Annotated in this window: 23 protein-coding genes; 13 read left to right on the top strand and 10 right to left on the bottom strand. The window is 40.0% G+C overall.

Features of this window, described 5'->3' with window-relative positions:
• Window positions 1-93: 93 nt before the first annotated feature.
• On the bottom strand, window positions 94-342 hold the full coding sequence (locus KS242_RS01595; protein ID WP_217322713.1) for a DUF2188 domain-containing protein: 249 nt from the start codon (window positions 340-342) through the stop codon (window positions 94-96).
• Between the two features lie 199 nt (window positions 343-541).
• Here KS242_RS01595 and KS242_RS01590 point away from each other — a divergent pair, with 199 nt between their 5' ends.
• Window positions 542-1,111: a DUF4256 domain-containing protein gene (locus KS242_RS01590; protein ID WP_217322712.1), complete on the top strand. Its 570-nt coding sequence runs from the start codon at window positions 542-544 to the stop codon at window positions 1,109-1,111.
• 68 nt (window positions 1,112-1,179) lie between these two features.
• Here the strand turns inward: KS242_RS01590 and KS242_RS01585 are convergent, their stop codons facing one another.
• Both KS242_RS01585 and KS242_RS01580 read right to left on the bottom strand, forming a co-directional pair.
• Entirely contained in the window at window positions 1,180-1,506 is a 327-nt protein-coding gene (locus KS242_RS01585) for a hypothetical protein (protein ID WP_217322711.1), read from the bottom strand.
• Window positions 1,507-1,530: 24 nt separating this feature from the next.
• Window positions 1,531-2,928: a Tle-like phospholipase domain-containing protein gene (locus KS242_RS01580; RefSeq protein WP_217322710.1), complete on the bottom strand. Its 1,398-nt coding sequence runs from the start codon at window positions 2,926-2,928 to the stop codon at window positions 1,531-1,533.
• Between the two features lie 111 nt (window positions 2,929-3,039).
• Between KS242_RS01580 and KS242_RS01575 the strand changes: the two genes are divergently transcribed.
• The 11 genes from KS242_RS01575 to KS242_RS01525 all read left to right on the top strand — a co-directional run bounded on the left by KS242_RS01575 (window position 3,040) and on the right by KS242_RS01525 (window position 8,444).
• The gene (locus KS242_RS01575) at window positions 3,040-3,309 is read left to right on the top strand and encodes a hypothetical protein (protein ID WP_217322709.1); all 270 of its coding nucleotides are present in this window, start codon (window positions 3,040-3,042) and stop codon (window positions 3,307-3,309) included.
• A gap of 347 nt (window positions 3,310-3,656) precedes the next feature.
• On the top strand, window positions 3,657-3,938 hold the full coding sequence (locus KS242_RS01570; RefSeq protein ID WP_217322708.1) for a hypothetical protein: 282 nt from the start codon (window positions 3,657-3,659) through the stop codon (window positions 3,936-3,938).
• A 121-nt stretch (window positions 3,939-4,059) separates the two neighbouring features.
• Entirely contained in the window at window positions 4,060-4,356 is a 297-nt protein-coding gene (locus KS242_RS01565) for a hypothetical protein (RefSeq protein ID WP_217322707.1), read from the top strand.
• Window positions 4,357-4,507: 151 nt separating this feature from the next.
• Window positions 4,508-4,852: a DUF1433 domain-containing protein gene (locus KS242_RS01560; RefSeq protein WP_217322706.1), complete on the top strand. Its 345-nt coding sequence runs from the start codon at window positions 4,508-4,510 to the stop codon at window positions 4,850-4,852.
• A 150-nt stretch (window positions 4,853-5,002) separates the two neighbouring features.
• Entirely contained in the window at window positions 5,003-5,269 is a 267-nt protein-coding gene (locus KS242_RS01555) for a hypothetical protein (RefSeq protein WP_217322705.1), read from the top strand.
• A gap of 63 nt (window positions 5,270-5,332) precedes the next feature.
• Window positions 5,333-5,656, top strand: coding sequence for a hypothetical protein (locus KS242_RS01550; RefSeq protein WP_179106462.1), 324 nt, complete (start codon window positions 5,333-5,335; stop codon window positions 5,654-5,656).
• Between the two features lie 79 nt (window positions 5,657-5,735).
• Window positions 5,736-6,005, top strand: coding sequence for a hypothetical protein (locus tag KS242_RS01545; protein WP_217322704.1), 270 nt, complete (start codon window positions 5,736-5,738; stop codon window positions 6,003-6,005).
• 330 nt (window positions 6,006-6,335) lie between these two features.
• Window positions 6,336-6,662 (top strand): hypothetical protein, encoded by a 327-nt coding sequence (locus KS242_RS01540; protein WP_217322703.1) that lies wholly within the window; start codon window positions 6,336-6,338, stop codon window positions 6,660-6,662.
• 110 nt (window positions 6,663-6,772) lie between these two features.
• Window positions 6,773-6,970 (top strand): hypothetical protein, encoded by a 198-nt coding sequence (locus tag KS242_RS01535; RefSeq protein WP_217322702.1) that lies wholly within the window; start codon window positions 6,773-6,775, stop codon window positions 6,968-6,970.
• A 158-nt stretch (window positions 6,971-7,128) separates the two neighbouring features.
• Entirely contained in the window at window positions 7,129-7,392 is a 264-nt protein-coding gene (locus KS242_RS01530; RefSeq protein WP_217322701.1) for a hypothetical protein, read from the top strand.
• Window positions 7,393-7,634: 242 nt separating this feature from the next.
• Window positions 7,635-8,444, top strand: a complete 810-nt coding sequence (locus KS242_RS01525; RefSeq protein WP_217322700.1) for a sugar phosphate isomerase/epimerase family protein — start codon at window positions 7,635-7,637, stop codon at window positions 8,442-8,444.
• Between the two features lie 50 nt (window positions 8,445-8,494).
• On the opposite strand, the gene KS242_RS01520 is transcribed toward KS242_RS01525, so the two are convergent.
• Together KS242_RS01520 and KS242_RS01515 are read right to left on the bottom strand one after the other, a co-directional pair.
• Window positions 8,495-10,840, bottom strand: a complete 2,346-nt coding sequence (locus tag KS242_RS01520) for an arabinan endo-1,5-alpha-L-arabinosidase AbnB (protein ID WP_254391766.1) — start codon at window positions 10,838-10,840, stop codon at window positions 8,495-8,497.
• Window positions 10,841-11,147: 307 nt separating this feature from the next.
• On the bottom strand, window positions 11,148-11,567 hold the full coding sequence (locus KS242_RS01515) for a hypothetical protein (RefSeq protein WP_217322699.1): 420 nt from the start codon (window positions 11,565-11,567) through the stop codon (window positions 11,148-11,150).
• A gap of 378 nt (window positions 11,568-11,945) precedes the next feature.
• Between KS242_RS01515 and KS242_RS01510 the strand changes: the two genes are divergently transcribed.
• Window positions 11,946-13,163: an IS110 family RNA-guided transposase gene (locus KS242_RS01510; RefSeq protein ID WP_217321481.1), complete on the top strand. Its 1,218-nt coding sequence runs from the start codon at window positions 11,946-11,948 to the stop codon at window positions 13,161-13,163.
• A gap of 159 nt (window positions 13,164-13,322) precedes the next feature.
• Here KS242_RS01510 and KS242_RS01505 read toward each other — a convergent pair whose 3' ends face one another.
• The 5 genes from KS242_RS01505 to KS242_RS01485 all read right to left on the bottom strand — a co-directional run bounded on the left by KS242_RS01505 (window position 13,323) and on the right by KS242_RS01485 (window position 18,502).
• A complete protein-coding gene (locus KS242_RS01505) occupies window positions 13,323-14,420 on the bottom strand; it encodes an ABC transporter permease (RefSeq protein ID WP_217322698.1) in 1,098 nt (365 codons plus the stop codon).
• The gene (locus tag KS242_RS01500) at window positions 14,417-15,685 is read right to left on the bottom strand and encodes an ABC transporter permease (protein ID WP_217322697.1); all 1,269 of its coding nucleotides are present in this window, start codon (window positions 15,683-15,685) and stop codon (window positions 14,417-14,419) included. The genes KS242_RS01505 and KS242_RS01500 overlap by 4 nt, the downstream gene beginning before the upstream one ends.
• Window positions 15,686-15,697: 12 nt before the next feature.
• A complete protein-coding gene (locus KS242_RS01495) occupies window positions 15,698-16,630 on the bottom strand; it encodes an ABC transporter ATP-binding protein (protein WP_217322696.1) in 933 nt (310 codons plus the stop codon).
• Between the two features lie 107 nt (window positions 16,631-16,737).
• Window positions 16,738-17,370, bottom strand: coding sequence for a response regulator (locus KS242_RS01490; RefSeq protein ID WP_217322695.1), 633 nt, complete (start codon window positions 17,368-17,370; stop codon window positions 16,738-16,740).
• Entirely contained in the window at window positions 17,363-18,502 is a 1,140-nt protein-coding gene (locus tag KS242_RS01485; RefSeq protein WP_217322694.1) for a sensor histidine kinase, read from the bottom strand. The genes KS242_RS01490 and KS242_RS01485 overlap by 8 nt, the downstream gene beginning before the upstream one ends.
• Window positions 18,503-18,544 lie beyond the last annotated feature (42 nt).

Raw genomic sequence — 18,544 nt, 5'->3', positions numbered from 1 at the left:
TCAATAGAAATCCTACTGTATTTATACCCGATAATACGCCGTGAAATTCTATGTATGGAAAAACCGCCAGCATTCTATACTGACGGTTTCTCTTTACGATTCATAATTATGCTGTTCTTCAATCTGTCCATTATCATCATGGATAATCGCCATCGTACCAGCATCTTTTGCCCTCTTCTTCGCCTCTTTTACCACATCGGACTTGGAGCTGGCTGTATATTCATGATTGTCACTGTCTTCACGCTTTATTCCCCAGCCTTCATCTAAGCTTGGCACAACATGGTATCTTGCTTCATCAGAATTTGCTCTGTCTTCGAAGTATTGATCACTTTTCTCTGTCATGTGAAACGCCTCCTTTTGTTTTCTTTAGCTTATACAGTTCTTTACCCACTGAGCTTATATAGAAACGTTAGAGAAGTTTAATACACGGATACTAAAAGCCATTTTTCATTCTATCCTTTTCATCTTGCAGAGCTTGCGTTTATTCTATAATCTTAAAGTTAGACTTCCACCCTTAACTAAGTGAAAAAAGAAGAAGGGAATGAACTTAGCCGTTATGAAAAAGCTGACACCCGAACAAAGTGAAGAATTACTGCACATTTTAGAAGATCGCTTTGAAAAGAACATGCACCGCCATGAAGGACTTGACTGGTCAAACGTGCAAGCAAAGCTAGAGGCTGCGCCAGAAAAGCTTTGGTCGCTGCATCAAATGGAAGCAACCGACGGCGAACCCGATGTTGTTGCTCATGATCACGAGAAAGATGAATACATGTTTTGTGACTGTTCAACCGAAAGCCCTAAAGGCCGCAGAAGTGTTTGCTACGACCAAGCAGCATTGGAAGCAAGGAAGAAACACAAACCCGAAAACAGCGCTATCAACATGGCAGCTGCTATGGAAATCGAGTTACTGACAGAAGTACAATACCGAACGCTTCAACAACTAGAGAACTTTGATAAAAAAACGTCCAGCTGGATTCAGACACCCGCTGACATCAGAGAACTCGGCGGAGCTTTATTCTGCGACTATCGCTTTGGTCATGTGTTTGTCTATCATAATGGCGCAGATTCCTATTACGGTGCAAGAGGATTTCGAGGTGCACTGTTTGTCTAAGATATGTAAAAAGGGTTAGAGGTAATATCCCCCTAACCCTTTATGATTTTCCGTACTGTTTCGGCACTCTACCACCAGCCGCCGCTTTTCACCCTAATACTTTCTCTTAATAAGAAAAAGGAGTGGTTTACAGCTCGAAGCTTTATAATATTTTCATCCAACCTTAGCATTAACGCCTTACTAGCCTCTCCATCCGTACAATCCTTTAAGGCATCTTTAAGTTGTGTATGCTCTTCTGACAGTGATTTTGCATGATTATAGTGCTTCAAGTATTCTTTATATTGCTTCGCATCTTCTTCTAAGCTGTCTTTTATACTTCTCTCTAACTCTTTCTTTTGTCCTTGTCTTTCTAGGTATTCATCAAATTCATCCCACATATCTTGGAATATACTCACTGTTTTACCAGCCCTTCCTCCATATCAGAATTGCAGCCACCCTGCCAGCAATTTGTCCACCTTCTCAAAATCCTCACTCATCTTGTTCATGTTGTGCGCAATCTCACCTGTGTCTGACTGTACATCTTTTAACAAATGCATTAGTTCATCATAATATTCCATACCAAAAAGCATCGGTATTCCATCTACCGTCTCAACAGCAAGCTCGCGAAATACCTCATCCACATCAGCACTCGTCAGCTTATCAAAGCGCCCGAACCCTACTTGGCTTCTAAACTTTGCTCTAGAAGACTCCGCTGTCGCCATACAATCATCCAAGAATTGCATCATATCTTTTTTTGTCTTCGCGATAAGATCTTCACTTGCTTCTACTCTTCTAGCATAAGCTTTCATTAATTCTGTTTGAATAACAATTGGAAAATTGGAGACACCGCTGTTTTTTAAGAAGAGCGGCGAATCAGGTATAGCAGCCCGGAGTTTTTCATCATACAGTAAATCTGCTTTATAATACCCGTCCTCATTATAAAGACTAGCATCCGTGTAGTTCTTAATCCCATGGGATCCTAGCATGTCGGCCAATTGATCACCTGTACTATCCTTCCCCTCGGGATCCTCCATATAATAAAGCGACCCAATTGTCCGATCATGAAACATGGACACTGCATCAGTCGGGTACGCATATGTAATAATATTATCTTTGTACGCACCATTCTTGACATCCTTCTGCTGTTCTTCATTCAACAATCCATAAGCATCTGCCGCAGCGAATGTCACCGCATTGGAATCATACGTAACGGCACAATATTGAGCAAGTCCCCCACCAAGAGAATGTCCAGTAAATGTGATGTTCTTCGCCCCGTACTTGTCTACGTATTTCTTCACAGCAGCTTTTGCTTCTGTAAATTGATTCTTATTCGTAAAAGTAATCTTACCGTTATCATTCAGCTTTGCATTCCCCGTCTGTAGTGCCGCATCCTGAGAAGGTGTTGCCAAATAGTCTGTTGTGCCATACTCTTTTTTACTGTAATCGGCATCACCACCGACCACACCAAAAATATCCTCATAGGCGTCCTTAACGAAACCAGAATAATCAGCTTCTCTATCTTTATATATGAGTGCATCTCCTTTTTCCGTCACTCTGTCCCCGAGTTCTGCTTCAATCGCATTTTTCGTAGACTCACTCAGTCCTTTTAGTTCCGTTTCATTTGTGGTAAATTTAGGGGGTTCAGTGCCGCGGAAGCTGATGACGATTTCTTTGGTTTTGGGGTTTTCTAGTACATAACCGTATAGACCGGTTTCTTCGTCTTCAATAATATCCAAAGTCCCCCACCTAAGGCCTTTAATTCGAATGTTTGTTTGATCATCATCATAAGAAACATCAGAAATAGTACTTGCTTCAAAATCAGTAATTCCTCGACTCATTCTAAATTAATCCTTTCTTTGTTATAATAAAAAAGAGGTGTTTATGTGAAAATTTACAAGATAGGTTATATTTTAACTATTATTTCCATTGTACTACTAGGGGGTTGTGGTGTGAAGGATAATTATGATGAAGAAACTATTACAAAAGCTCAAGATGTCACTAAAAGATATATCGAAAATAATTACGACAATATAGAATCAATTGAAGTGGATGAACCAAGAGAGTCTCCAATGGGCAGTATTAAAGTCGACGGTACTGTTAATGGTAACGCTGAATTTACAGTTAGTTTAAGTGAAGACTTCTCTGTGAATTCAATTGGTGAGAAGGAAGGATTCCCAGATAGAAAAAACGAGTGCCAAGACAAAGATTGTTCGTACTGATACATATTTATAGATACTATTAAAAAAGGCATCTCCCGCTTTGACAGGGGATGCCTTTTTTAGCACTTCAAAGGTCTCCTACCAGTTCTTTCTCAAATGGCTTACAAAACATGAACAATACTAATTGCTGATAATCATCTAATTTAGATGAAACCTGTCGAGATCAAATATTAAAAGATAGATAGAATGAAATTAGTCTCCAATTATCATAACACTTAATAAGGCACTTTCACTTGTAGCGCTTCGGGTATTCTTTATATTGCTAACGATGAGGTATTTCAATGAATAAAATCTGCTTAAATATAATCCTATTAATTATTTTCATTTTATTGATAGGAGGATATAATGTGAAATCAGAAAATGACACTTATAATGCTAAGACACTAACAGATACCAAATCAAATGTGCAAAGCTATTTAGAAAACAATTATGAAGATATTGAGAAGATAGAGTTGAGCGACCCATACCAAGCTCCATTGGGTAGCATGACAATTGATGGAACTGTTAATAGTGATAAATCGTTTTCTGTAAGCTTGAATAAAGATCTAACTATAGCTAGCCTTGCCATCCAGAGTGATGATTTTCCAGCAGAGAAAGATGAATGTAAAGAGAAAACATGTGATTACTAAGAAGAAATATTAAAGACCGTAAACTTCCTATATCGCCTATTTGCGAATTGATTAAAAAAAGAGTGTGAAAAAACGACACTAGATGAAGATTCTACTAATTCAAAGTAGGGAGTGCGAATGAATGAAGAAGTATGCTTTATTTTTTACTACCTTAACTCTAATCTGTATGGTTAGTGGTTGTTCAAAAGAATTTGAAGACACAGTTAGAAAAGCTAACCAAGCCACAAAAGCATATATTGAGAATGATTATGAACACGTTAAAACAATTGAATTAGATAATCCATTTCAATCTCCTATGGGAGGCATGTCAATCGATGGAACTGTAAATGATGGTATGGCAGGCTTTTCAATTAGTTTTAACAAGGATATAAGTATTTCAAGTATAAGTACTGACAAGGGGTTTCCAAGCAGAAAATGATTATGTAAGTTAGAATGTAAACGAAGTTGTTAGCATTTCTTTTCTTTTTTATAAACTAACTCAATAAATTGTAACTATTTAAATACTGCTACTGCTGCTAGATTACTTGCTTCACAACCAGCTTGGTATGATTCTTTTAAGAGGTGTTATTATGAAAAAAATATATTTATCAACACTATTGTTAATTATCTCTATTATACTATTAGGAGGTTGTAATGCGAACGGGGAAAGCGGTACTTATGATGCGGAAACAACTAAAAGAGCAAAGCGAACAGCTGAAAGTTATATAGAGAATAACTACATTGGCATTGAATCGGTCGAGCTAAATGAACCTTATCAATCACCAATGGGCAGCTTATCAATTGATGGAACAGTAAATAATAAGTATGGTTTTACAATAGATTTAAATAAAGATTTTACAGTGAGCATGATTGGTACAAAAAAAGGTTTCCCAGCAATGAAAGATGAATGCAAAGAAAAGGACTGCAAATACTAATTAGTCTGATACGGAGTTCGTTAGCAGCCTTTTTAGAAAAATACAATTATCTAACACCTCTCCAATAAGCAAGGTGAACTCATGAATAGATTAAAATCACTAAATATAAGTATCTTTATCACCACTACTTTATTTCTAGGAGGCTGTGGTGTGAAGGATAACCTTGATAATAAGACTGCTAGCCAGATAAAAGAGAATGCTACAAGCTATATAGAAAATAATTACAACTCTGTTGAAACAATTGATTTAAATGAACCCTACCGGGGACAAATGGGAAGTCTGAAAGTAGATGGATCAGTGAATGAAGTTGGTTTTTCAATTAGTCTTAATGACGACCTTTCATTTAAAGGTATAAGTACTGAAGAAGGGTTTCCAGAGCGGAAAGATGAATGTAAAGATACAAGTTGTGATTACTAGGAAGAAAATATTCTTTTTTAGGTGGAGTAATACTACAGACAACTATTTAAGCGAGGTATAATGTTGCATAAAATCTTAATTACTATATTTCTCATCCTGTTGATTCTGATTAGTGCTGGATGTTCAGAGCAGTATGATGAAGAGACCATTATGAAAGCTGAAGATGTCACGAAGAGTTATATTGAGAGTAATTATGCAGAAGTAGAATCTATAGAACTAGAAGAAACTTACCAATCTCCTATGGGAAGCTTAACAGTTGATGGAACTGTTAATGGTGCTGGATTTTCAGCTAGTTTGAATAAAGATTTTTCGATAGCAGCTATAAGCTCTGAAGAAGGTTTCCCAGAATCAAAAGAAGGTTGTAAGGAAAGAACTTGTGATTATTAAAAAGAGGTGTTTATGTGAGAAAACATATATCCGTTTTTATTGTTACTTTTTTTCCTTTATACTATTAGTAGGTTGCGGAGTGAAGAATAATTACGATCAAGAAACTGTCACTGAAGTCAGAGAAACTGCAAGAAGTTACATTGAAAACAATTTTAAAGATGTAGAAACTATAGAGTTACAGGAACCTCGAAAATCTCAAATGGGTAGTTTAAAGATAGATGGAACTGTTAATGAGAGCGCCGACTTTACTGTTAGCTTTAATAGAGACTTTACAGTTGCTTCAATTAGCCTTGGAGAAGGTTTTCCTGACAGATTTGAAGAGTGTAAAGAGAAGAGTTGTGATTATTAGAGAGGACGTTTCCTTCTCTATTTGGAGTAACTTTATGGAAGTAGTTCCAAAGGGCTATCTATTAATAAATGCTTTCCCATCACTTCGAATAATAATCTAACCATAGCTAGCCTCGCCATCCAGAGTGATGATTTTCCCGAAGAGAAAGATGAATTTTAATGAGAAAACATGTAATTACTAAGAAGAAATATTAAAGACCATAAACTTTTATATTGCCTATACCTCCAACAATAAGCTGTTGGAGGTTATTTGTGAATGATAAAAAAAGAGCGCGGGAATAACGATACTAGATGAAGATGCTATTAAATCAAAGAAGGGAGTGCGTATAAAATGAAGAAGTTTGCTTTAGTATTTTTGGCTACCTTAACTCTAGTTTGTATGGGTAGTGGTTGTTCAAAAAAATATGATGATGAAACTGTAGTTAAAGCAAAAGAAGCCATCCAAAGTTATATAGAAAACAACTTTAAAGATATTGAATCCATAAAGCTTGAAGAACCATATGAATCACCAATGGGTGGTATGAAAGTAGACGGCACTGTAAATGGAGGCGCTGAGTTTTCAATAAGTTTGAACAAAGATTTTACAGTAGGATCACTAAGCTTGGATGAAAGGTTCCCAGAACTAAAAGATGAATGTATAGAGAAAAGTTGCGAATAAATGCAGCAAACCTTTCGTTAATATTGACATTAAGGAACCTAGCGATGTGAGACACAATTAAAGCATTATAATTTTTGACTATGCAGAAGCTCCATCCGAAATTAAAGAGCATGCAAAACAAATTAGAAGAAGCTGCACAGCGTCACGATATCAGCTTGAAAGCAGCAACTCTGCAATTCTCAACAGCTCTTCCAACTTTAAAAGCTGTAATCCCAGGTTCTACACGCCCTGGCCTTATCAAAGAAGATTTAGCAGTAATCAATGAAAGCAGAGATACCAGGTGTGTTCTGGCAGGAGCTGTTGGATAGAGATGCTATCTGCTAAGGAACCTTTAAGAGCCAGATAAGAAATCTTCCAAGGCAGCTATCCAATATTAGCTGCCTTTCCTATGTATCGAAATCCCTAATAATATTCAAATATGTTAGAATTAAATAAGATTAGTTAGATAGATAAGGAATGGGCCCCGATGAACTTATTGTTAGAAATCATAGGAGAATTTGTATTTAGTCTGATTTGGGATCTAATCCCCTCTAAAAAAGGAAAAATATATAGAAAGAACCTAAAAATCTTAAAACAACAAGATTGGTTCCGTCAATTAATGAAGAAGTATAAACCAATATTTTTAATGAATGAATCGGTACGAGCAAAGATTTTCGAGTATAACAATAACGTCAACCTCGCTAACTACAGAACTGATTTAGAACAGCTAGCAAAAAGAGAGCTTGGCTAATATCATTCTATCCCCACTTTAACCAAGAAGGAACAATAGGTCATGAATGGCTGTCTTCATTTAATTGCCTCTCTATGCATACAGCAATCCAAAACGAACAATTGACCCGCAAAATGATAGGGCTTACAATTTCAATTAAGGAGTGTCACTTCTCAAAAGACTTGTACTTAAGTATGTCTATTACAGCAAACTCAATTAAGATGCTTTCCATGTTCCGAACTGACGAAATGGAGGAATTCAAAATGAACAGAGAGTACGGTCTTTCTTTATGGACTTTCGGAGACAACATATCCTTTGAAGCGAAGTGCGAAATCGCAGCAGATATCGGCGTCGATGGTGTAGAAATACAAGGCGACATGACCCAGGATCCGATTCGTTTTAGAAAGATACTGCAGAATCATAATTTGAAGGTATTATCCGTCACACCAATTGATGCTGATATCTCCAGTAACAATACGGCAAAGCGTTCCGAAGCTGTTCAATACTTTTTGGATATGATGGATTGGGCTAAGGCGCTTGGTTCTGAACGTATTTGCCTGCATGGAAAAGTAGGAAAAACGAGCGCAAATGAAGATTATGAGCAAGACTGGATGCTGTTTGTAGATAGCACAAGAAAAGTGATGGAAAAAGCCGAGCAGCTAGACATTGAGGTTGTTGTGGAAGTGCTTAACCGTTATGAAAGCTACCAAGTCACTACAGCAAAGGAAGCTTTGAAACTAGTTGAAACTGTTTCTAGTCCGAATCTCTTCCTTTTACTAGATGCCTATCATATGAATATTGAAGAACCTAATCCAGTACAGGCACTAAGAGCAACAGCCGGTAAATTGCGTGTGTACCATATTGCGGATTCTAACAGACAAGCTATCGGGAACGGGCACGCAAACTTGCAGGAGCAAGTGAACACCCTTTGCGAAATTGGTTACCAGGGACCAATTGTTATGGAAATGACTGCGTCTGATTCTAATCATGAAGAGCAAGATTCCTTAGACATCGTTACTTCCTATTATAAGCGCTCCCTCCGAACGTTAAAGACATGGGAAAGTAATTTTTAAGGATACATAAGAGAACCCGACACAAGACGGTCGGGTTCTTTTTCACTTTATTATTTAACTAGAGATTCAATTTCCGCATTGTCTAGCGCCTCTCGATAAAATGCTACATCATCCATCTCTCCGCCAAAGAACGGATCTGCACTATAACGGCTTCTGCCTATATAGTTTGTATTCCCCAATATCTCGGATGGATTCGCTGTGATATTCTCATTCGTTCCAGCTAACTCTCCATTCACATACAATTTCCCTGTATTACCTTCAAGGGTCACCGCAAGATGCACCCATTCGTTCACTGGCAGTGCTGTATCAGCTGTAACACTCTGGTCCACACCATCATGAATCGTAAATCGCAGCTTGCCGCTTCCGTCAGATGGGGTGAGGAACATATTCTTGCCGTTGCTGGCGCCGATATCAAAGATTCGCTGCCAAGCTGCTCCGCCTTGCCAATTCACCAAAGCTGAGAATGTGAAATCTTCTGCGTCCGCTGCAAGCGGCGACAATTCTACATAGCTGTCTTTGCCATCCAATGCCAGCTTGCCATCCGCTGTTTGAGCTGCATTACCTTTTAACAGAGCGTGGAGAGTATTTCCTGAAGTGTCTGTTGCTTCTCTGCTACTGGGATTACCGAAGTTGTACTGCGTGATCTCAGGCTCGGCTGCTTGCTGCTTTACCGTCACTTGGAAGGGTTTCGTCGCTTTCTTTTTACCTGATTGGATCTCTGCTGTTAGTGTTGCTTTTCCATCACCGCTTCCTGCTTTTGGTCGATGAATAGTGCCGTCTGTCTCGATTACATTCGAATTGGAGGAAGTCCATGTAATGGCAGCCTCGTGCGTGCCTTCCGTTGCCAGCTCCACATTTTGATACAGATTATCGCTGTTTGGAATCGTCAGGTCTTCTTTCACTGCAGCCAAAACTTCCTTATCCTTCATGTCTTCCATTCGATTACCCCAGACAGCTACACCTTTATCAGATAAAGCGGTGAACGTTGTATCATATTGCTGTGCAGCTTCATCCCATTGTTTCAGGAAGAATCCGCTATATTTCTCACCATCAATCGTTAGCGTAATCTCGTTATTCTTACCGCGCTTCCACTTTCCTTCTACAGCACCTTCAACTTTGCCATTCTGTCTTAGCGTTATCTGCTCAGATATTTTCACATCAGCAGAAATATCTTTACCATGATTCACATATTGATAATCCCCAGCCATATCCTTCAGCTTGATTTTTGCTTCCGTCTCATTCGTATTACGGGATGGAGCCACAACAGGCCAGCCGTCATTGTTCATATGCATTTGATGTACTCGCACTTCATGCTCTTCCCCACGGTCAGGGAAGCGAGAGTGGAAAATCAAGTAATGATTTTCCGTATCTTCATCATAGAAAGCTGTATTATGACCCGGCGATACATAACCGATACCTGGCTTCTCACCCGGATCACCAACTTTTTTCTCAAACAGATTATTCCCAAGCAGCTTCACGCCATAGGGCTCAATCGACTTATCATCAAACAGCGGCAAGTTCGGATCTGCCTTTACATCAATCATGTCATTTCCTTCTGCATCATAAAACGGTCCATCTGGAGATTCAGAGCGCACTACGCGAATATTATAGCCACCAAACGAATCCAATCCGCCGAAAGACAGGAACATATAATAATAATCTGTTTCCGGACTGTACATCATTGCTGGTCCTTCAATACGGCTATGATTGCCGCCCATCAGCTTTTTCCCATACCCCTGATCTGGAAGTGGCTTGCCGGTCTTCTCATCCATTTCCATAATAAAAATACCGCCAGAATAAGAACCATACACCATCCACAGCTTACCGTCTTTATCATAAAATACATCAGGATCTATTACATTCGGATGCTTCGTCGCATCGTAAATCGTACCGTCCTCACTCGGCTCATCCCACATACCCGACTTCAAGATAATACCCGTATCCTCATAAGGGCCCTCGATATTATCCGCCACCGCTACTCCCATTGCAGACCGCGGTGAATCACCCTTACACGCATTGTAGTACATATAAAATTTCCCATCCGCCAACTGAATCACATCCGCCGCCCAAAGTGTATCCGACTGCGCCCAATCGAGTGTCTCTCTGAGTTCCTCCGTCACATTAGGAATTAGCTTATTGCCATCTCGCACACCCGAGTCAACCATCTTCCATTTCATAAGATCGTTTGTTTTTGCTGCAGCTAAATGAGAGCCGAAAACATAGTATTGGTCATCTACTTCAATGACAGATGGATCATGTACAGAAGCGTTTTCAAAGACTGGAACCACATCCTGTCCACCTTTTGCTTTCGCAAAAGTATCAGCACCTGGCAAAGCTGGGATGAGCATAACTGCAGACAGCATCGAAACAACAAGCAAACGTTTTTTAGTTTTCATATCTTTCCTCCCCACTAATGATAACGCTTACATATTACTAATTTAAGATTAGGAGGAATAGAGAAAGTTGTCAATAAGTATAAAATCCTTATTTATTAAATAAATTATTTATGAGTTTATTGATTTGGAGAGCTCCATCTTCACAAATATAGCAATATGTACGTACAAGTTTTAATTAGCTTTTACTTATCAAGTAAGCACCAGATCCTTTTCATCTGTATATTCTCCCCTAATAAGTGTCCTGTTGCTATATCCACAATTCCGGCAGGCTAGCTAACACCTACTTTCTTATGGATGTACGTGCTATCTAATAGTTTTTTCTTTTAACCTTGTACAGCCTTACTACATATCTAATTAGCAAAAACAACATACCAGGGGGAGCCAAAAACATACTCAAGGCAAATATAAAGAAACCATGCATTGCAAACTGAAATTGTTCTATCTCTCTTTGCAGCACCCAATTTTGTGTTTTCTTTATTCTACGAGCGAGTCTGAAACCCAAAAGCACATCATAAAAGAACTTCGCAAAAGGAAATAATACATACGAGATTATAATCACAATAAACATTTCATAATCATCCGTAAAATAAAATATTAGCGAAGTGGCGACGCACCCTAACAGCCCCATCAAATAAGCTTTCCTTACATATTTTCTATCAAATGGAGTGCTAATCGGTTTGGGTTCCCTTCGTTCTGAACGCCGTAATCTTGTTCCATGTACTTTCATAAAACTTTCCCCTTTATTAAGCAGATTACTAACAGATAGAATATAGCAGCACAGCTGTATTTTCCTCTTACATTCAAGATTAATATGTAAATTATCTATTTATCAAGAAAAAAAGTATAGCAAAACATACTAAGATTAGTGGGTAAGGTCATCGACGGATGACTTTGCCCACTATTTTTCTTTTTAGGAGTATAGTGAGAGGTGAAAGAAAGCTCGATCAGCCTCTGGGATCTTGAATCCGAATTTAAAACCGAGCTTCTTCACTTTCATTTCTGAATCAGATTTAAGTATGTTGGGGCCAATGGAGCTCGTGTATAGGAAATTGGAATCGAAATGAAAAAGTGAAGACCTTTCAAAACACGTGAGAGGAGATATAAATTGGAGTATGTAATTGCTTTAGATGTATCAATGGGGAAAAGCTATAAAGTCATTTATCAGGGTGAAATCTGTTTAGCTGAAGGGGAACTAAGACACACGCAGACAGGCTTTAACACCTTACTTGAGGAAATCCGGAATCTCCCTGGTGACCCGGTTCTTGTGTTTGAATCCACCGGCATTTATTCGAAACCAGTGGAAACCTTCTGTCAAAAGAATCAGTTACGTTATTGTCTGTTGAATCCCCTTGCGGCTAAAAAACAGCTCGAAATGGCTACTCTCCGAAGCTGGAAAACAGACAAAAATGATGCGCATAAATTAGCGCAAGCTCACCACCTGCACTCCAGGGAAGAAAAAGTTCAACAGCCCGACCTTTATCATCGACTCCGTGATTTTGCGCGTTTCTATCAAGAAATAGAGGGTGAGATAAAGCGTATGCGTATGTATCTGCACCATGCCCTTCAATTAAGTTTTCCGGAGCTGGAACAATTCTTCTCAAGCAGGATTACACCTTATGCCTTAACACTTATCAGTTTGTTCCCTCATCCTGTGCTTGTTTTGAAATCGAGCCAGACCAAGATAAAAAATCTATTGATTAGAAGTACCACTAAGAAAATTTCCGAAAATCGTGCAAAACAAAAGGCTGTTCAAATAATAGATTATGCCAAAGAATCCTATCCTGCAGTATCTCCAGATAGTATTCAAACCCAAAAAGTGCAGTACTATGCGCTCCAGCTACTTCAACTATTAGAGGAAAAAGAGAAAATTTCTAATCAAATGATTGATGGTTCAAAAAAACTGCCTGAGTTCGAGTTACTAACCAGCCTTCCAGGAATTGGAGAAATTAGCGCAGCGCTTTTTATCGGTGAATTTGGTGACTTGTCTCGCTTCCCAGATCATAAGAAAGTCAACGCTTTTGTAGGAATTGATATCCGAAGATATCAATCTGGAAAGTATCATGGCCAAGATCACATTAATAAACGAGGAAACCCTAAGGGAAGAAAAATATTATACTTCATTGTCCGAAACATGATCCGCCAACAAAAAGCAGCTCCCAATCACATTGTCGACTATTATTACAAACTAAAAAAGCAACCTGTACCCAAGAAGGATAAGGTTGCCACCGTAGCTTGCATGAACAAGCTTCTCAAATGTATTTATTCCATGATCAAGAATAATACATTGTACGATTACTCGTACACGGTCTCTATGGACCACTAACTTCATTGTATCACGAATTCTCCCTCGTTTTAAAAATAAATACAACGAGGTTTATTTCCTATACCCAAAAAAGGCTATAACCTATATTAAAAAGCTATGAATAAGTACTTGACTAAACGTAGGAAAAGAGGCTGAATCACTTATTCAGCCCCATCGTAACTAATTACTTCTTCGCTCAACCAGATTAATCCCCACCCCCATAGCTACTATGCCGATGAGCAGCATATACAACAGCGAGATAATAACATCTTGCAGACCGGCACCATAGAACACAACTGACATGATCGCTTCCATCGCATGTGCCAGCGGGAATAGATCTGCAATAAACAGCAGCACCGGATTCGTAATCGTTCCTGGCATCATATAAACACCGCTGACGAGAGGAATCACCGGAATGACGGACGGATAGATAGCATAAAACTGCTCCGGCGTCCTGACAAGTCCGGTAATCAGCATGGCAATACTGATCATGCCGAATGTAAAGCAGGCAGCGATGAGGATTATCAGCCACAAATTATCTCCCACCTCGTATTGTAAGACATACTTAAACACGATTAGTACGACGACAATTTGAAACATCGTAATCAGAAAGCTATATAACAAATAACCACTATACATATTTGTTTTCTTCAAGGGGGATAAAATCATTCGATCCCAAATACCTGCGACTTTATCTTGTGTTACGTTGTTAACCTTGAATCCAAGGAGGAACATCGAGATCAAGAACGTGAAAGCAAACAGCAATTGCGTACGAATGTTATACGTTGGAACCTGTTCACTATCCAATCCTTGCGTTTCCATTTGAAACGGCGGCTCGTCTAGATAACTTTTTATTCCCTCTCGCACATCTCCTCCCTCTTGTGACTCCACTGCACGGATTTGTGCTTCTTGTTGAAATACCTTCTTAACATGTTGTTCGACAGAGGAAACGCTCGGCATATTTTTGGAAACCAGCAGTCGATAATCATCTTCCATGAGCTTTACAGCCACATCGCTATTGCCTTTCTTTATGTTTTCACGCGCTTTGTCTGGGTCTACAACTTCAAATGTAAAAGAGTCATTCGTATTTAATAACCCTTCCCACTTCTTTTCAATTGCCGCGGCATTAGCTTCCTCACTGAAAATAGCAACTCTTGTCACAGACTGAACGCCGCCACCAAATAAAAGCGTTGCGGCAATACTCCCCGCAATCAATAATAATATGAGCAGCGGTTTTCGTTTGTCCTTTGCGAATTGCGCCCATAATACATCCTTCATTGCGCTTTCCCCCTTTTCGGAAACAAAGCTAAGCCAATGAACGTGAACAAGAAGAAAAAGCCGATCATATATATGCTAGGCTGGACAATAGTGGATGGATCTTCAAATTGAATCCACTCTGTCAGGATGGCTAGGAATAGACCGTTCGGCGTCCATTCTCCGATTTGCTGCAGCCAATCAGGCAGCATATAGATGGGAACAAATCCTCCTCCTAGTGTACCGAACAGCAACGTAGCCAACATAAAAATCCCATTAGCCGCATCAACACTAGTCATCCGCAACAAAATTGCCGTATAAATTGCCGCTAAGCCCGACAGCACGAAAGCGAGCAGAACAATCATCAACAAGATACCAACCCAAAAGATGAACGATCGATCCGGAAATACGCCCATCAGAAAATGAGATACAAGCAATACAAACAGAACCTGCAATACAATCAGACAAACCGCAGCAGCCATCTTACCAATTAAAAACCGTATCGGATGGCTATTTGCTAATAAGATGCGGTTGAATATGTGGTCCCTGATTTCCACTCCTGTTTTCATAGCTACTGTCGCTACGACAAACAAGGCAAATAGCGCTCCCAATGCTATCGTAAAATACTGGGTCATATTGAAATCGTATGCAGTACCTATATCCTCCAAACCGCCTTTAGGAAGAGCTGCCTCTATTCCTGTACCATCCGTTACTTCCTGTATGGCAAATTGATAATTTAATTGTTCAATAAATCCTTGTATGAACTGCTGCAGTGCACTGCTAGTTGTTGTTTCTTCTTCTATCTTATAAATTAAAGATGAAGTTGGAGGTTCGCCTGTAAAGCTCGCATATAAACTATCCGCGGTATATCCTTGAGGAATGATCAGCATACCATCGAGGTCGCCCTCTTTCACTTTCTCGGCAGCCGCTTTTTCCTCCAGATGATGAATCGTCACCCACTCCTTTACTTCATCACTCTCCAAATAATCCGATAGCAATTGAACAGGCTGTATCCCCTCTGCAGCCGCCGCAACCGCCTTTGCCTCCTGCTCCTCAAAGGCTGCATCACGAACCAATCTTTCCTTCAGCTGCCCCAATACCTCTGACTCGTTATCTTGATTCACGACGGCTAACTGTAAATCCATCGTTACTTCGTCATCACTATCAAACAACCCAGCAAAAGCGAAATTTAGCACGACAACCAAAACAATCGGAAGCAACAGCACCGTAAGCAGCTCTTTCCAGTCTCGTAAAAAAATCAGCAAATCCTTTTTGATAAAGCTTCGCATCATGACACCCCCTTAATCTCGCAGTGTGCGACCCGTTAAGTGAAGAAAGACATCTTCCAAACTAGGCGTTTCTGTCTGGAAATTAAGCAATTGGATTTGATGCTTTTCGGTAAGATGAACTAATTTACTGATCAAGCTGCTGCCCTTCGCAGCGATAATCTTCAGCTGTAATTCCGTAACTTCAATCTTATGAACTCCTTCAATTGTTTTTACCTGCTCGACAAAGGCTTCATCCAGCTTGTTTACCTCCACCTTTATCTTATCCTCGGTCGACAAGATGCGCAGTAATTCCTCTTTTGTACCTGCTGCAATAATCTTGCCATGGTCCATAATATATAATCGATCGCAAAGCTGCTCCACTTCTTCCATGTAATGGCTCGTATAAAGAATTGTCGTTCCATCTTGCTGATTCAGCGCGCGAACAGCTTCCAGAATATGATTTCTCGATTGTGGATCAATACCAACTGTCGGTTCATCCAATATTAAAATCTGCGGGCGATGCAAGAGTGCGGCTGCAATGTTCAGTCTGCGTTTCATCCCGCCGGAATAGGTCCTCACCAAATCCTTTTTGCGATCATTGAGCCCGACAAACTCTAAAGCCTGCTGAATAGCTTTCGCCAGTTCTTTGCCTCTCAACTTATAAATCGATCCAAAAAATTTCAAGTTCTCATAAGCGGACAGCTCCTGATACAAAGCCAATTCCTGCGGTACTACGCCTGAAACACTCCTAATCTCGCCTGGTTTATCAATCGCGTTCACACCATTCATCGTGATTCTGCCGCTCGTCGGCTTAATCAAAGTAGATATCATCGAAATGGTTGTAGATTTACCGGCACCATTTGGACCAAGTAAACCGACTGATTCTCCATCTGCCAAATACAAGTTAAGATCCTGAACGACATTTTTGCCTTTAAAGGACTTGCTTAAGTTGATTGTTTCAAGCATGTTTTTGCCCCCTATAATGTTGTTACTTGCATCATAAATAAAAAAGACCACAGCCACTACTGACTATGGTCATTCTGCAATTGGTCACTTGTTACTTTCGTCACTTTTTATACAAGGCGGTGGCGAATTGCATAAATGGCTAGCTGTGTCCGATCCCTTAACTCCAATTTATCCAGCACGTGACTCGTCTGATTTTTAACAGTACCAACAGATAAACCTAAGCGCTCGGCCACTTCCTTATTATTCAGTCCTTCACCGATGCACTTCAATATTGCTCTTTCTCTAGGGGTCAACGTCGCGTCAATTTGCCGCTCTTCCTGGTTTTGCAGTAAAATCGGCATCACTTTCGAAGCAACCTGATCCTCCAAGGATAAGCCGCCGCTCAATGCGCTTTTAATGGAGCGAATGAGAGATGCTGTATCCCCGTTTTTCAGCATATAACCGCTGACTCCCAGCCTTAAGGCACTCAATACATATTCATTATCGTCAAATGTAGTCAGCATGAGGATCTTGATATGAGGGAAGCGCGAGCGGAGGATTTTCGCTGCTTCAATGCCATCCATCACAGGCATACGGATATCCAAAATGGCCACATCGAAAAGCCGCTTCTCACATAAGCTGACCGCTTCCTTCCCATTATCCGCTTCCCCGGTGACGCGAATCTCGTCATCCGTTTCAATCATCATCTTTAAGCCTTGGCGAACCATCACTTGATCTTCTGCCAGCAAAATTTTAATCATCAGAACCGCCCCAGTCTGCTAATCTTATCGTGCCTCTCACCAAAAAGCGGTGCGTCTCATAATCGATCTCAAGCGTTCCGCCCACTTTCTCTAAGCGCTCCCGCATCGCCTTCAACCCGTACCCTTCTTGAAAGTAACGATCATGCATCGCAGCATTGATCACCTCAAACCGAAAAATACTGCCTCCAGGAGCTTCGAATATGACTTGTGCCTCTCTTGAAGAACTATGCTTCATAATATTCGTCAATGCCTCCTGTACAGCACGAAAGATTGCAAATGACTGCTCACCCGTCAAAGGAGCCGCAAACGCACCATGCTTTACAGAAAAATTGATCTTCATAAAACTCTCTATCTCTAATTTCCGAATAAGTCGGATCACACCCTGCAAACCGCCCACTTCATTTTGCTTGAATGACCGCACCGCCTGCCGCGTCTCCTCCAAGCTCTGTTCAGCCAGTTCTTTCAGCTTCCCGACCATCTCCTTGTCCTTCTCAGCCGCCGTTAACCGAAATGCCTCAAACTGAAACAGCAACGCCGTCAGCTTATGCCCGACCGAATCATGAATCTCATGTCCAATTAGCATCCGCTCATCTTGTCTTGCTTGTTGCTCCTCTACAAGAAGCTGTCTTTTCATTCTTCTGTATTCTTCGAGTAAGGCCTCATTGCTTAAGCGCGCCTCTTTTTCTCTGTTATGTATAACTTGATGATAAAGCAAGGCGACTACTAGTAAAAGGTAATATAATGCACACCATACTAATTGAGTAATGGTGGGTGTGGATAATATTAAAATCACTGCAGCACTCGCAATTTGAACAGCAATTACTATTAAACTTTTAGTACGTGAAAGATAAAAGACTGCTTCTGCCATAATTAAGGATTGTATGAGAACTGGATATGGGCTTAAGTCGTTGCTTATAGGATAGAAGATGAAGATTGTCAGTAGAGCTTGTGCACAGAATAATAGGGTTTGTATCAGTGGTTTTTCTTTAAAGAGCGGAACAATGAATAACAGGATAAGGAACATACTTATACCTGTTAGTTGTCTTGTGTTTAGATCGGTAGCAATTCCCCAGAAAGGTAAGAGCCAGACAATAAAGTAGATAGCAAGCCAGATGAAATATGTATCCTTCATATTTATGAACTTCCTCTCGATAAAAAGCACCATACTATTGGA

Source organism: Terribacillus sp. DMT04 (assembly GCF_019056395.1).
GTDB lineage: Bacteria > Bacillota > Bacilli > Bacillales > Amphibacillaceae > Terribacillus > Terribacillus aidingensis_A.
This window is presented reverse-complemented; position numbering and strand designations above follow the sequence as displayed.